Consider the following 14,004-nt stretch of genomic DNA (forward strand, 5'->3'; position numbering starts at 1 on the left):
GTTGCTCGCGTCCACTGTGTTAGTTCTGAGGCAACGACCGTTGCCGGCTTTGAGCGGAACACATAACTGAAGAGTGTGCTTGTTCGCTCGAAACCATTAGGGTTTCGGTGGTTATAGCGTGAGGGAAACGCCCGGTTACATTCCGAACCCGGAAGCTAAGCCTTACAGCGCCGATGGTACTGCAGGGGGGACCCTGTGGGAGAGTAGGACGCCGCCGAACAATCTTTGGGAAGGACCCCTGGTCCCCAGCGTTCAGCTGGGGACCAGGGGTCCTTTTCTTTTTACAATGCTTGCTGTACCGAAGACAGGAGTCACCGATGTCCACCAACTCTCCCGACGACCGACCGGAGCGCGACCAGCGTCGACGGGACGGTGGGGACCGCGGCGACCGAGGCGGCTATCGCGGGGACCGTGGTGGCTTCCGCCGCGACGACCGCCGTGACGATCGTCGCGATGACCGTCGGGACGACCGGCGTGACGACAACCGCGGTGGTGGCGGTGGGTACGGCGGGCGTCGGGACGATCGCGACCGTGGTCCGCGTCGCGACGACCGAGGTGACCGCGACCGCGGCTTCCGCCGTGATGACCGCGGGGACCGAGGTGACCGGGGGGACCGTCCGCCCTTCCGGCGTGACGATCGTGGTGATCGTCCCTCGTTCCGGCGTGACGACCGCCGCGACGACAACCGTGGCGGTGGCGGTGGGTACGGCGGGCGCCGGGACGACCGGCGGGGTGATGACCGCGGCGACCGTGGTGCGCGGCCGGCGTACCAGCGTGATGACCGTGACCGTGGCCCGCGTCGGGATGACCGGGGTGACCGTGACCGCGGCTTCCGCCGCGACGACCGAGGCGACCGCGACCGCGGCTTCCGCCGCGATGACCGGGGTGACCGGGGAGATCGTCCGTCCTTCCGGCGTGACGATCGTGGTGATCGTGGCGATCGCGGGGACCGTCCCTCGTTCCGCCGCGACGACCGTCGTGATGACCGCGGGGACCGCGGTGACCGTCCGTCCTTCCGCCGAGACGACCGTGGCGACCGTCCCTCATACCGCCGTGACGATCGGCGGGACGACCGGCGCGATGATCGACGCGACGATCGCGGTGACCGTCCGTCCTTCCGTCGTGACGACCGCAGCGACCGTGGCGATCGCCCCTCCTACCGTCGCGACGACCGTCGGGACGACCGGCGTGATGATCGCCGTGACGACCGCGGCGGTGACCGCGGTGGCTTCCGCCGGGATGACAGGCGGGATGACAGCCGGGGTGACCGGGGTGGATTCCGGGGCCGGGACGATCGTGGCGGACGTAGCAGTGGTCCTCGTCGGGACGACCGTGGGGGCCGCCCCGGAGGATTCAGGGGGCGTGACGACCGGCGCGGTGGTGGCGGTGGCCGGTTCCGTGACGACCGACCCCGTGACCGTGACCGTGACAGGGACCGCGACCGTGACCGTGAGCCGATCAAGCGGCTGCCCATCCCCGAGGACGTCACGGGCGACGAGATCGACAAGGACGTACGGCAAGAGCTGCAGAGCCTGCCGAAGGGGCTCGCGGAGGACGTCGCCAAGAACCTGGTGATGGTCGCTCGGCTCATCGACGAGGACCCCGAAGGGGCCTACGGGTACTCCAGGGTCGCCCTGCGGCTGGCGTCGCGTGTCGCCGCCGTACGCGAGGCGGCCGGGTTCGCGGCGTACGCGAACCAGAAGTACGCCGAGGCGCTGGCCGAGTTCCGGGCCGCGCGGCGCATGACGGGCACCGTGGAGCTGTGGCCCGTGATGGCCGACTGCGAGCGTGGGCTCGGGAGGCCGGAGAAGGCTCTGGACATGGCCGGGGCGCCGGAGGTGCAGAAGCTGGACAAGGCCGGGCAGGTCGAGATGCGGCTGGTCGCGGCCGGCGCCCGGCGCGACATGGACCAGCTCGACGCGGCCATCGTGACGCTGCAGAGCCCCGAGCTCGCCTCCAACTCCGTGCAGCCCTGGACCGCGCGGCTGCGCTACGCGTACGCGGACGCGCTCCTCGCTGCCGGTCGTGAGGGCGAGGCACGGGAGTGGTTCGCGAAGGCCGTGGAGGCCGACCGCGACGGCAGCACGGACGCCTCGGACCGGCTCGCCGAGCTGGACGGCGTGGAGTTCGTCGACGCCTTCGACGGGAGCGACGAGGACGACGACACCCAGGACGCCGGCACCGAGGCGGAAGCCAACAAGGCCGCTGAGAAGGACGACGAGAAGGACGACGACCAGGACAAAGGCCACGACCAGGCCGACAGGGATTGACCGTTAGGGTTGATCGTCAGGGACTGATCGTTGACGAAAGGGCGGGGCCGTGAGGTCCCGCCCTTTCGTGTGTCCGATCGTGTGTCAGACGTCCAGCGTCCGTAGCACCAGCCCGGACGCCGGCTTCGGGCCGAACGACGTCGACTTGCGGGGCATCGTCACCCCCTGGCGGGCCAGGTCGCGTACGACCTCTTCGCGGACCGGGTGCAGCAGTACGGCCGTACCGCCGTCGCGCTCCGCTTTCTCGACCGTGGCGGCCGTGTCGTGGATGTAGGCGATGTGGGCCGGGGAGTCCTCGGGGATGTGCCAGACGTGGTCGAGGAGTGCGGCGTGCAGGACCGCGGCGTCCAGGGTGCGCCAGGCTGCGGGGCGGTCCGTCGGGATCGTGCGGGCCAGGAGGTCCGGGTCCGGTTGGTCGATCAGGTGGAAGGCGCCGTCGCCGGCCAGCAGGAAGGCGTTGCCGTCGCGGGCACTGTCGGCCAGCGCTTCGAGGGCTGCGGGCAGGGACACCGGCAGGTGCCGTATGCGGAACAGGCCTTCCACGGCGGCGAGCGCGTCCGCGACCGGCACACCGTGCAGGAGGCGGTGGATGGCGCGGACGCGCAGTGGGTAGCGGGCCGTGTCGACGAGGAGGACGAGGCCGTAGTCCCAGGGGCTGGGGGAGGCGTGCTCCGCGCGTAGACGGCGGTACGTCGCCCAGCGGTGGTGGCCGTCGGCGATCAGGGCCTGGTGCTGTGCGAGGTCGGACTGGATGCGGGCGAGGTCGGCCGGATCGGTGACCGCCCACAGACGGTGGCTGTAGCCGTCCTCCGTGGTCGTCGCGAGCAGCGGGGGGCGGTCGGCCATCCGCTCCACGAGGTCCGCTGCGGCCGACGCCGAGCCGTTGCCGCGGTAGGTCAGCAGCAGGGGTTCGAGGTTCGCGGAGGTGGCGCGCATCAGGGCCGCGCGGTCGGCGACGATGTGTGGCATGACGTCCTCGTGCGGCAGGACCACGCCCTCGGACGGGTCGGAGACGCGCAGGGCGCCTATGATGCCGCGCTGCACCATGCCGTCGTCGGCATGCTGTTCGTAGACGTACAGGCCGGGTTTGTCGTCGGCGGCGAGTACGCCCTCCGACTGCCAGCGGCGCAGGGTGTCGGACGCCTGCTCGTTGCGGGCGCTCGGCGTCGGGGCCTGCGGGAGGATCAGGCGGACGATGTTGTACGGGTCCGCCGACTGGAGATGGTGCAGACCGTCGGGGCGTACGACGACGTCGTACGGCGGCGACGTCACTGCGGCCAGGCTGCCGACCCGGTCCGGGTCGTAACGGAGGCCTCGGAACGGGGTGAGTTCCAGGCCCCGGAGCGCCTTTGCTTCCGAGTGACCTGCTGTGTTCATCCCGGCATCGTACGTGTGTCAGAGGCGTGAGGGATGATCGGGGGAAAGTCGACGAGCGAGGAGCGATGTGGAATGAGCCAGAGCGTCAGGACGAGGCCCGAGGGCAGTGGCCAGGCCCTGAGCGAGGCGTATGACACGGCGCTGCTCGATCTGGACGGGGTGGTGTACGCGGGGGGCAGTGCCATCGCCCACGCCGTCGAGTCGCTGGCCACCGCCCGGTCGGGCGGGATGCATCTCGCGTACGTCACCAACAACGCGCTGCGGACGCCGGACGCGGTGGCCGCTCATCTGACCGAGCTGGGGATCCCGACCGGTGCCGAGGACGTCATCACGTCCGCGCAGGCGGTCGCGCGGTTGATCAGCGAGCAGATACCGGCGGGCGCGCGCGTGCTGGTGATCGGCGGGGAGGGGCTGAAGGTCGCGCTGCGCGAGCGGGGTCTTGAGCCCGTCGAGTCGGCGGAGGACGATCCGGCGGCGGTCGTGCAGGGGTACGGCGGACCCGATCTGGCGTGGGGCCGCTTCGCCGAGGCGTGCTACGCCATCGCGCGCGGGGTGCCGTGGTACGCCTCCAACACCGACCTGACCATTCCCAGCGCACGCGGGATCGCGCCGGGCAATGGCGCAGCGGTGGAGGTCGTGCGGATAGCGACCGGCGCCGATCCGCAGGTCGCGGGCAAGCCGCTGCCACCCATGCACCGGGAGACGATCCTGCGTACGGGCGCCGAGCGGCCGTTGGTGGTCGGGGACCGGCTGGACACGGACATCGAGGGGGCGTTCAACGGCGAGGTGGACTCGCTGCTCGTCCTGACCGGCGTCACCGACGCGGCACAGCTGCTCGCAGCGCCGCCGCGGCACCGGCCGGCGTATGTCGACGCGGATCTGCGCGGAATGCTGACGGGACAGCCGGAGGTCAGCGAGGCGGGTGACGGCTTCCGGTGCGGCGGCTGGACGGCGACGGCGGCGTCGGAGCGGCTTGAACTGGACGGCGACGGCGAGGCCCTGGACGGTTTGCGGGCGCTGTGCGCTGCGGCCTGGACATCGGCCGGCGAGGGTGAGTGCGAGCTGGACGCGGGGAAGGCGCTGGGCAGGCTGGAGTTGTGAGGCGGCGGCTTGGGTGAGGGGTGCGAGGGTAGGCTAACCTAACTACGTGTTGGTCGACAGTCCTCCCGAACAGCGCGCGGAGACCGCCCCCGCGCCCCCAACCCGCCGGGCGATACGGGCCTTTGGGCTGCTGCTCTCTCTCGTCGTCCTGGTGCTCGTCGCCCTGGCGAGCATCGCGATCGGCGCGAAAGAGCTGTCCCTGGGACAGGTGTGGCACGGACTGTTCCAGGACACGGGGACGTACGGCGACGTAGTCGTGGACGAGCGGCTGTCGCGCACGGCGCTCGGGCTGCTCGCGGGTGCCGCACTCGGCCTCGCCGGTGCGGTGCTCCAGGCCCTCACCCGCAATCCGCTGGCCGACCCCGGACTGCTCGGCATCAACGCGGGCGCGTCGGCCGCGGTCGTCACGGCCATCACGTACTTCGGTGTCACCAGCCTGACCGGCTACGTCTGGTTCGCCTTCGTCGGAGCAGCGGCCGTCGGCGCGCTGGTCTGGTTCCTCGGCGGCAGCCGGAGCGCGACGCCGGTGCGGCTCGCGCTCGCCGGTACCGCCATCAGCGCCGCGCTGTACGGCTATCTGCAGGCCGTGATGATCACGGACGAGGCGGCGCTGAACAAGATGCGCTTCTGGACGGTCGGTTCGCTCGCCTCGGCGACCGACTCGACGATCCTGCAAGTGCTGCCGTTCATCGCGGCCGGTTCGGTCCTCTCCCTCGTGCTCGCCCGCCCGCTCAACGCCGTTGCGATGGGCGACGACACCGCCACCGCGCTCGGCGCCAACCTGAACCGCACCCGGGCGCTGTCCATGCTCGCCGCGACCGTGCTGTGCGGGGCGGCCACGGCGGCTTGCGGGCCGATCGCCTTCGTCGGGCTGATGGTTCCGCACGTCGTACGGTCCTTCACCGGCCCCGACCAGCGCTGGATCCTGCCGTACGCCGCGATCCTGTCGCCCGTCCTGCTGCTCGGCGCGGACGTGCTCGGGCGGATCGTCGCCCGCCCCTCCGAGCTGCAGGTCGGCATCGTCACCGCGATCATCGGCGGGCCGGTCTTCATCTTTCTCGTACGACGGCGAAGGACGGCACAGCTGTGAAGAGCACCCGTGTGATGAGGTCCCCGGGTGGGCTCTCCGTGCGCCTGGACGCACGGGCCGCCCTCGTCGTCGTCCTGCTGCTGCTTGCCGCGCTCGCCGCGGGCGTCGCACTGATCGGCACCGGCGACTTCCCCATCTCGGCCGGCGATGTGCTCAAGACCCTTGCCGGGAACGGGAACGCCGGGCAGGAGTTCATCGTCGACGAGCTGCGGCTGCCGCGGGTCCTGGTCGGGCTGCTGGTCGGCGCCTCGCTCGGACTGGGCGGCGCGCTGTTCCAGGCCGTCACCCGCAATCCGCTCGGAAGTCCTGACGTGCTCGGGCTCGGCCAGGGTGCGACGGCCGGGGCGCTGGTGATGATCGTGCTGTTCTCCGGCAGCGCGGCCGAGGTCACGGTGGGCGCGCTGGTGGGTGGGCTGGTCACCGGGCTGGCCATCTATCTGCTCGCCTGGAAGCAGGGGGTGCACGGCTATCGGCTGGTCCTCGTCGGAATCGGCGTCTCCGCGATCGTCACGGCGGTCAACGGCTATCTGCTCACCGTGTCCGACATCGTCGACGCCGCCCGTGCGGTCGTCTGGATGACCGGGTCCCTCAGCGGTCGCGACTGGGACCAGGTCTGGCCGCTGCTCGGGCTGTGCGCCGTGCTGGTCCCACTCGTCCTCGTCAACGCGCGCGGGCTGCGGATGTTGGAGATGGGCGACGACGTCGCCGGCGCCCTGGGCGTACGCGTGGAGCGCGTGCGGGCGCTGCTCATGGTGGCCGCCGTCCTGCTCACCGCGACGGCCACCGCCGCTGCGGGTCCCGTCAGCTTCGTGGCTCTCACCGCACCGCAACTGGCCCGCCGCCTGACCCGCTCGCCGGGCCCCAACCTCCTGCCGTCCCTCTGCATGGGCGCCGCCCTCCTGGTCACCGCCGACTTGACCTCCCAGCGGCTCTTCGGCGCCGACCAACTGCCCGTCGGCGTGGTCACCGGAGTACTCGGCGGTGTCTATCTGCTCTGGCTCCTGGTGACGGAACGCAGGGCGGGGCGGATATGAGCGACTTGAAGGGGCTGGGCGTGGGGTTGGTGGGGGAGCCGGGCCCGGGCTTGGCGGTGAAATCGGGCGTGGGCTCGGCGGCGAAGCCGGGTGCGGGCACGGTGGCGAACCCGGACTGGGGCTCGGCGGCGAAGCCGGGCGCGGGCTCGGCGGTGGAGTCGGGTGCGGGCAGGGCGACGAACCTGGACTCCGGCATGGCTGGGGGGCCGAGCGCCGGCTTGGTGGCGAATCCGGCCACGGGCAAGGCGGCGGGCGCGGGCGCGGGGGCGGAACCGAACCGGGTCGCGGCCACCAACCCAGACCCGGAGACAGCAACCACCCTGGACCCCAGCACAGCCACCACCCCCGACCCCAGCACAGCCACCACCCCCGACCCAGCCATGTCGACAAAGCCGGACGCGTGTACATCGACAAAGTCGGTCGCCGGCGGCACGGCGATCGTGACGAACACCCGAAGGAGCACTGTGAACCGCCTGTCCGCCGAGAGTGTGACTCTCGCCTACGATCAGCGGGTCATCGCCGAGGAGTTGTCGGTGGAGATCCCGGACAACTCCTTCACCGTGATCGTCGGTCCGAACGCGTGCGGCAAGTCCACGTTGCTGCGTGCCCTGTCGCGGATGCTGAAGCCGAACCGGGGGCGCGTACTGCTCGACGGGCAGGTCATCCAGTCGATGCCGGCCAAGAAGGTCGCGCGCGCACTGGGTCTGCTGCCGCAGACGTCGATCGCGCCGGACGGCATCACCGTCGCCGACCTGGTGGGCCGCGGCCGCTACCCGCACCAGGGCATCCTGCGCCAGTGGTCGACGGAGGACGAGCGGGTCGTACAGGAGTCGATGGCGCAGACCGGGGTCACCGAGCTCGCCGATCGCTATGTCGACGAATTGTCCGGAGGTCAGCGGCAGCGGGTGTGGATCGCCATGGCGCTCGCCCAGCAGACGCCGTTGCTGCTGCTCGACGAACCGACGACCTACCTCGACATCCAGCACCAGATCGACGTCCTCGACCTGTGCGCCGAACTGCACGAGGAACAGGGCCGCACCCTGGTAGCCGTACTCCACGACCTCAACCACGCCGCCCGCTACGCCACCCATCTGATCGCGCTGCGCGAGGGACGGATCGTCGCCGAGGGCGCGCCGAACGACATCGTCACGGCCGACCTGGTCGAGGAGGTCTTCGGGCTGCGCTGCCAGGTCATCGACGACCCGGAGACGGGAACCCCGCTGGTGGTGCCCGCGGCGCGGAAGGCGCGGGCCGCTACAGCAGCTTCCTGAGGAGGAGCAGGTCCCGCAGGCCGGCCTCCAGCTTCACCCGGCCCGAGCCCCACGCCCGGGCGAAGTTCAGCTCGCCGGAGACCAGCGCCACCAGGTCGTCGCCCTTCATGGTGAGCCTGATCTGGGCCTTCTCCCGTGGAGTGCCCTGCACCGTGTCCTCGACCACGATCCGGCCGCCGGTCATCCGGCCGACGAAGGTGATGTCGAGGTCGGCGATCCGGCAGCTGACCGAGCGGTCCAGTGAGACGGCCGTACGGACGTCCCCCTCGGCGCTCCGCATGTTGTCCGAGAGCTTTTCGAGTGCGGCGCGGCACTCCTCGATCGTGGCCATCGAGATCGACGGTACCCCAGGGCTTCGGGGTAGCGTCTGGGCATGAGCGACACTGTGCCCGAGCCCACGGCGGGGGACCAGCCGGCCGAGGCCGCTTCCTTGGGCGAGCCCGCACCCTCGGTCGAGCCCGTACCCCAGGTCGAGTTCGCGAACCTGGGCGAGCCCGCACCCCTCGTCGAGCCCGCACCCCAGGTCGAGTCCGCCATCCTGGGCGAGCCCGTACTCCCGGTCGAGCCCGCACCCCCGGTCGACACCGCGCCCCCGGTCGACACCGCACCCCTGGCCGAGGCCGACCAAGACCCCGCGGCCCCCGCTCCGCTGAACGTGCCCCGCACCCCGACCGGCAATGCCGAGGTCGATGAGCAGTTGGAACGGCTCGGTGACGCCGACCACCTCAGCACCGACGGACACATCGAGGTGTACGAGGATGTACACCGGGGGCTGCGCGACACGCTCACCGCGCTCGACGCCCGCCCGGGACCTCCGGCGCCCCCGCCCTCGAACCGACCGCCGTCGTACCAACACAGGAGCTGAACCGAACGTGGCAGGAGTCGCACGCCGCCGTCTGGACGCGGAGCTGGTCCGCCGGAAGCTGGCGCGCTCGCGCGAGCACGCCAGCCAGCTGATCGCGGCCGGGCGGGTCACCGTCGGCAAGACCGTCGCGACCAAGCCCGCCACCCAGGTGGAGACGGCGGCGGCGATCGTCGTCGCCGGCGACGCAGGCGATCCCGACTACGTCTCGCGGGGCGGCCACAAACTCGCCGGGGCGCTCGAGGCCTTCGTGCCGCGGGGACTCGTCGTCGAAGGACGGCGGGCGCTCGACGCCGGCGCGTCCACCGGCGGCTTCACGGACGTACTGCTGCGGTCGGGCGCCGCACACGTCGTCGCCGTGGACGTGGGATACGGACAACTCGCCTGGAGTCTGCGCAGCGATGAACGCGTCACCGTCAAGGACCGTACGAACGTACGCGAGTTGACGCTCGAAGCGATCGATGGGGAGCCTGTGGATCTAGTCGTGGGGGATCTGTCGTTCATCCCGCTCGGCCTGGTACTGCCTGCCTTGGTGCGGTGCGTGAAACCGGACGCCGACCTGGTGATGATGGTCAAGCCGCAGTTCGAAGTGGGGAAGGAACGGCTCGGCAGCGGGGGTGTCGTACGGAGTCCGCAGCTGCGGGCGGAGGCCGTGCGCGGGGTGGCCCACAAGGCGTGGGACCTGGGGCTCGGGGTGAACGGTGTCACCGCCAGCCCGCTGCCCGGACCGTCCGGGAATGTCGAGTACTTTCTGTGGCTGCGGGCCGGGGCACCCGAACTGGACCCGGCCGACGTAGACCGTGCAGTGGCGGAGGGGCCGCGTTGACACAGAACCGAGCTCGTACTGTTTTCCTGCTCGCCCACACCGGGCGGCCCGCGGCCATCCGCAGCGCCGAACTGGTCGTGAAGGGGCTGCTGCGTGAGGGCATCGGCGTGCGCGTCCTGGAGTACGAGGCGCGCGACCTGCCGCTGCCCGAGGAGGTGGAGCTGGTCAAGGAGGCCACCCCGCAGTGCCTCGACGGGTGCGAGCTGCTGATCGTGCTGGGCGGGGACGGGACGCTGCTGCGCGGTGCCGAGTTCGCCCGGGCCTCCGGGGTGCCGATGCTCGGCGTCAACCTCGGGCGGGTCGGGTTCCTCGCCGAGGCCGAGCGGGACGATCTCGACAAGGTCGTCGACCGGGTGGTGACGAAGGCGTACGAGGTCGAGGAGCGGATGACCGTCGACGTCGTCGTCCACCGCAACGGCGACATCGTGCACACGGACTGGGCGCTGAACGAGGCCGCCGTGCAGAAGGTGTCCGCCGAGAAGCTCCTCGAGGTCGTGCTGGAGATCGACGGGCGGCCGGTCACCGGGTTCGGCTGCGACGGGATCGTGCTGTCGACGCCGACCGGGTCCACGGCGTACGCCTTCTCGGCGGGCGGGCCGGTGGTGTGGCCCGAGGTGGAGGCGCTGCTCATGGTGCCGATCTCGGCGCACGCGCTGTTCGCGAAGCCGCTGGTCACGTCGCCGGACTCGGTGCTCGCGGTGGAGGTGCTGCCGCACATCCCGCCGGGGGTGCTGTGGTGCGACGGGCGGCGGACCGTCGATCTGCCGCCCGGGGCGCGGGTCGAGGTGCGGCGGGGGGCGGTGCCGGTGCGGCTCGCCCGGTTGCACCACGCGTCGTTCACCGACCGGCTCGTGGCGAAGTTCGCGCTGCCGGTCTCCGGATGGCGAGGAGCGCCCCATTAAAGGCGTAGCGGAACGCACACCTGGAGGCGTTGCACTCGGGTGGGTGACAATGTGCCGTCCTTGTGCATTCGTCACCTGCACCTTCACACAACCGGGACGGGGGCCGTCGCACTTCCCGGTACTGACCTCGTAAGGTCGTAGCCGTGCTGGAAGAGATGCGGATACGGTCACTCGGAGTCATCGACGACGCGGTCGTCGAGCTGTCGCCCGGGTTCACGGCCGTCACCGGTGAGACCGGTGCGGGCAAGACCATGGTGGTCACCAGTCTCGGACTGCTGCTGGGCGGGCGGGCCGATGCCGCGCTCGTGCGGATCGGGGCCGACAAGGCCGTGGTGGAGGGGCGGATCGCCGTTCCCGACGGCTCCTCGGCCGTCGTACGCGCCGAGGAGGCCGGGGCCGAGCTCGACGACGGCGCGCTGCTGATCAGCCGTACCGTCTCCGCCGAGGGACGCTCCCGGGCCCATCTGGGCGGGCGCAGCGTGCCCGTCGGAATGCTGGCCGAACTCGCCGACGAGCTGGTGGCCGTGCACGGGCAGACCGACCAGCAGGGATTGTTGAAGCTGTCCCGGCAGCGGCAGGCGCTCGACCGGTACGCCGGGGACGCCGTGGCCGGGCCGCTGGCCAAGTACGGCGAGGCGTACCGGCGGCTGAGGGCGGTCTCCACCGAGCTGGAGGAGATCGTCACGCGCGCGCGTGAGCGGGCCCAGGAGGCCGACATGCTGCGCTATGGCCTCGACGAGATCGCCGGGGTGGAGCCGCGGGCCGGTGAGGACGTGGAACTCGCCGAGGAGGCGGAGCGGCTCGGGCACGCCGAGGCGCTGTCCTCGGCCGCCACGGCCGCGCACGCCGCCCTCGCGGGCAACCCGGAGGACCCCGAGGGCATCGACGCCGCCACGCTCGTCGCGGGCGCCCAGCGGGCGCTGGACGCGGTGCGGTCCTACGATCCGGCGCTGGCGGCACTCGCCGACCGGATCGGCGAGATCGGCATCCTGCTGGGCGATGTCGCGGGCGAGTTGGCGGGGTACGCCGACGACCTGGACGCCGATCCCCTGCGCCTTGCGGCGGTTGAGGAGCGGCGTGCCGCGCTCACCGCGCTGACCCGGAAGTACGGCGAGAACGTCGCCTCGGTGCTGGCGTGGGCCGAGCAGAGTGCCGCGCGGCTGACCCAACTGGACGGCGACGACGAGCGGATCGGCGAGCTGACCGCCGAGCGCGACGCGCTGCGCAGCGAACTGGGCGGACTGGCGCAGGCGTTGACGGACGCGCGGTCGGAGGCGGCCGAGCGGTTCGCCGCCGCCGTGACCGCGGAGCTGGCCTCGCTCGCCATGCCGCACGCGCGCGTGTCGTTCGAGATCCGGCAGACCGAGGACCCGGAGGGCGTGGAGGTCGGTGGGCGCCCTGTCGCCTACGGGCCGTCCGGCGCCGACGAGGTCGAGCTGCTGCTCGCGCCGCATCCGGGCGCGCCGCCGCGGCCCATCGCCAAGGGCGCCTCCGGTGGTGAGTTGTCGCGCGTGATGCTCGCCGTCGAGGTCGTGTTCGCGGGCACGGACCCGGTGCCGACGTATCTCTTCGACGAGGTGGACGCCGGCGTCGGCGGCAAGGCGGCGGTCGAGATCGGGCGGCGGCTCGCGCGTCTTGCGAAGACCGCGCAGGTCGTGGTTGTCACGCACCTTCCGCAGGTGGCGGCCTTCGCCGACCGGCAGTTGCTGGTGGAGAAGCGCAACGACGGGTCCGTGACCCGCTCCGGCGTGAAGGTCCTCGAGGGCGAGGACCGGGTGCGCGAACTCTCGCGCATGCTGGCCGGCCAGGAGGACTCCGAGACGGCCCGGGCACACGCGGAGGAGCTGCTCGCGACGGCGCGAGCGGACGGGTAGCGCCTGCCGGCGGAGCAGCAGAAGGCGTACGGGCAGAGCGTGTCGGTGCCGCCCCGTAGGGTTGCCGAATGATCAACCGTGCTTGCAGGACAAGGTCGTTCGCACTCGCCGCCGGACTCACCCGTGCCGGGATCGCCGGGCTGCGCGCCAAGACGCCCGGCGGGCGCGGGCGTTGGGAGCGGACCAACCATGCGGGCCGGACCGTGGAGTTGTACGCCGGGCCCGCGGCCGCGCTGGGCGCGGCCGTCGCGGCCGGGCGAGTGAGCCCCGTCGCCGGGTTCGCCGTACTCGCGGCCGGGCTCTGTGGGGGCTACGACGATGTCGCCGGGGCTGGTGATGACCGGCGCGGGTTCCGCGACCATCTCGGCGCGCTGCGGGACGGCGAGATCACCAGCGGGACGGTGAAGCTGTTCGGGATCTCCGCCGCGGGACTCGTCGCGGGCGCGCTGCTCAAGGAGCGCGCCGTGGACAAGGTGCTCGCGGGTGTCGTGATCGCCGGAGCGGCCCACTTCGTGAACCTCGTGGACGTCCGCCCGGCCCGGGCCGCCGGCGCGGTCCTCGCCCTCGGAGCACCGGGACTGCTGCGCTCCGGCCCCGGCGCACAACTCGCCGCCGCCGCAACGGGCGCCGCAGCGGCCGTCCTCCCCGACGACGCCGCCGAGCGCACAATGCTCGGCGACACAGGAGCGCACGCCCTGGGCGCGGCCCTGGGCACCGCCGTAGTGGCGGGCAACACCCGCGCCGGGCTCCTCGCACATGCCGCCGCTGTGGTCGCAGCGGCGGTGTATGGCGAGAAGGTGTCCGAGGCGGCTCGGTCGGGGGGTGGGCGGTTGTTTGGTGGGCGGCTGTTGGGCGGGGGTTCGTTGGGCGGGGTGTGATGCGTGGCGGCGTGCGCTGGGGCTGCCGCGGCCGTCTGCGGCGACCGGGCGCCTGAGGCGGCGCGGCCGTGCGGTGGAGGTCGTTGGGCGGGAGTCCGCCCGGCGGGCTGTGATGCGCGGCAGCGTGCACGGGGGCTGCTGCGCCGCGGTCTCGGTGCGGGGTTCGCTGCCGTGGCAACGGGCGCCGCTGTGCCGTCTTCGGCGACCGGGTGTCCGAAGCCGTGAGGTCATGGAGCGGGCGGTTGTTTGGCGGGAACGCATCGGGTGGGTTGTGATGCGCTGCGGGCGTGCGCGGGGGGTGCTGCGCTACGGCCTGGTGCGGGGTTCGCCTGCCGTCGCGGCGGGTGCCGCTGGAGCCGTTTGTGGCGACCAGGTGTCCGAGGCGGCGAGGTCGTAGGGCGGGCGGTCGTTTGGTGGGAAGCCGTCGGGTCGGCAGCGATGCCCGGCGTCGTGCGCTGGGGAGCGCGGGCGCGCGCTCGGCGCACGATTTCCGGGGCCGTGTACGCCCCGCGGCACCCG

13 protein-coding genes and 1 rRNA gene are annotated in these 14,004 nt (G+C 72.0%); 12 read left to right on the top strand and 2 right to left on the bottom strand.

What is annotated here, in order from left to right:
• Nucleotides 1-103: 103 nt before the first annotated feature.
• From rrf to JYK17_RS32315, 3 genes are all read left to right on the top strand, one after another.
• Nucleotides 104-220 (top strand): 5S ribosomal RNA (gene rrf / locus JYK17_RS32305).
• A gap of 191 nt (nt 221-411) precedes the next feature.
• The gene (locus JYK17_RS32310; protein WP_222811779.1) at nt 412-1,575 is read left to right on the top strand and encodes a hypothetical protein; all 1,164 of its coding nucleotides are present in this window, start codon (nt 412-414) and stop codon (nt 1,573-1,575) included.
• Complete coding sequence (locus JYK17_RS32315; protein ID WP_222811776.1) at nt 1,467-2,270, top strand: hypothetical protein; 804 nt, start codon at nt 1,467-1,469, stop codon at nt 2,268-2,270. The genes JYK17_RS32310 and JYK17_RS32315 overlap by 109 nt, the downstream gene beginning before the upstream one ends.
• A gap of 84 nt (nt 2,271-2,354) precedes the next feature.
• On the opposite strand, the gene JYK17_RS32320 is transcribed toward JYK17_RS32315, so the two are convergent.
• On the bottom strand, nt 2,355-3,647 hold the full coding sequence (locus JYK17_RS32320; RefSeq protein WP_222811763.1) for a DUF1015 domain-containing protein: 1,293 nt from the start codon (nt 3,645-3,647) through the stop codon (nt 2,355-2,357).
• A gap of 72 nt (nt 3,648-3,719) precedes the next feature.
• Here JYK17_RS32320 and JYK17_RS32325 point away from each other — a divergent pair, with 72 nt between their 5' ends.
• The 4 genes from JYK17_RS32325 to JYK17_RS32340 all read left to right on the top strand — a co-directional run bounded on the left by JYK17_RS32325 (nt 3,720) and on the right by JYK17_RS32340 (nt 8,143).
• Complete coding sequence (locus tag JYK17_RS32325) at nt 3,720-4,748, top strand: HAD hydrolase-like protein (protein ID WP_128803453.1); 1,029 nt, start codon at nt 3,720-3,722, stop codon at nt 4,746-4,748.
• A 46-nt stretch (nt 4,749-4,794) separates the two neighbouring features.
• Nucleotides 4,795-5,838, top strand: coding sequence for a FecCD family ABC transporter permease (locus tag JYK17_RS32330; RefSeq protein ID WP_128803454.1), 1,044 nt, complete (start codon nt 4,795-4,797; stop codon nt 5,836-5,838).
• 14 nt (nt 5,839-5,852) lie between these two features.
• Nucleotides 5,853-6,872 carry a FecCD family ABC transporter permease gene (locus JYK17_RS32335; protein WP_261996387.1) on the top strand — a complete coding sequence of 340 codons (1,020 nt, stop codon included), beginning with the start codon at nt 5,853-5,855 and terminating at the stop codon, nt 6,870-6,872.
• Nucleotides 6,873-7,336: 464 nt separating this feature from the next.
• On the top strand, nt 7,337-8,143 hold the full coding sequence (locus tag JYK17_RS32340) for an ABC transporter ATP-binding protein (RefSeq protein WP_372465349.1): 807 nt from the start codon (nt 7,337-7,339) through the stop codon (nt 8,141-8,143).
• On the opposite strand, the gene JYK17_RS32345 is transcribed toward JYK17_RS32340, so the two are convergent.
• The gene (locus JYK17_RS32345; protein ID WP_108012039.1) at nt 8,127-8,474 is read right to left on the bottom strand and encodes a sterol-binding protein; all 348 of its coding nucleotides are present in this window, start codon (nt 8,472-8,474) and stop codon (nt 8,127-8,129) included. The two genes, JYK17_RS32340 and JYK17_RS32345, sit on opposite strands and share 17 nt — an antisense overlap.
• A gap of 204 nt (nt 8,475-8,678) precedes the next feature.
• Here JYK17_RS32345 and JYK17_RS32350 point away from each other — a divergent pair, with 204 nt between their 5' ends.
• The 5 genes from JYK17_RS32350 to JYK17_RS32370 all read left to right on the top strand — a co-directional run bounded on the left by JYK17_RS32350 (nt 8,679) and on the right by JYK17_RS32370 (nt 13,485).
• The gene (locus JYK17_RS32350) at nt 8,679-9,008 is read left to right on the top strand and encodes a hypothetical protein (protein WP_372465350.1); all 330 of its coding nucleotides are present in this window, start codon (nt 8,679-8,681) and stop codon (nt 9,006-9,008) included.
• 7 nt (nt 9,009-9,015) lie between these two features.
• Nucleotides 9,016-9,831, top strand: a complete 816-nt coding sequence (locus JYK17_RS32355) for a TlyA family RNA methyltransferase (RefSeq protein WP_108012038.1) — start codon at nt 9,016-9,018, stop codon at nt 9,829-9,831.
• Nucleotides 9,828-10,733, top strand: a complete 906-nt coding sequence (locus JYK17_RS32360) for an NAD kinase (protein WP_108012037.1) — start codon at nt 9,828-9,830, stop codon at nt 10,731-10,733. Before JYK17_RS32355 ends, JYK17_RS32360 begins: the two co-directional genes overlap by 4 nt.
• A gap of 155 nt (nt 10,734-10,888) precedes the next feature.
• Nucleotides 10,889-12,607, top strand: a complete 1,719-nt coding sequence (gene recN, locus JYK17_RS32365; protein WP_108012072.1) for a DNA repair protein RecN — start codon at nt 10,889-10,891, stop codon at nt 12,605-12,607.
• A gap of 68 nt (nt 12,608-12,675) precedes the next feature.
• Nucleotides 12,676-13,485: a hypothetical protein gene (locus JYK17_RS32370; RefSeq protein ID WP_222811765.1), complete on the top strand. Its 810-nt coding sequence runs from the start codon at nt 12,676-12,678 to the stop codon at nt 13,483-13,485.
• The last annotated feature ends 519 nt before the right edge of the window (nt 13,486-14,004 follow it).

The sequence above is a fragment of the Streptomyces plumbidurans genome (genome assembly GCF_019857225.1).
Taxonomy (GTDB): Bacteria; Actinomycetota; Actinomycetes; order Streptomycetales; family Streptomycetaceae; genus Streptomyces; species Streptomyces plumbidurans.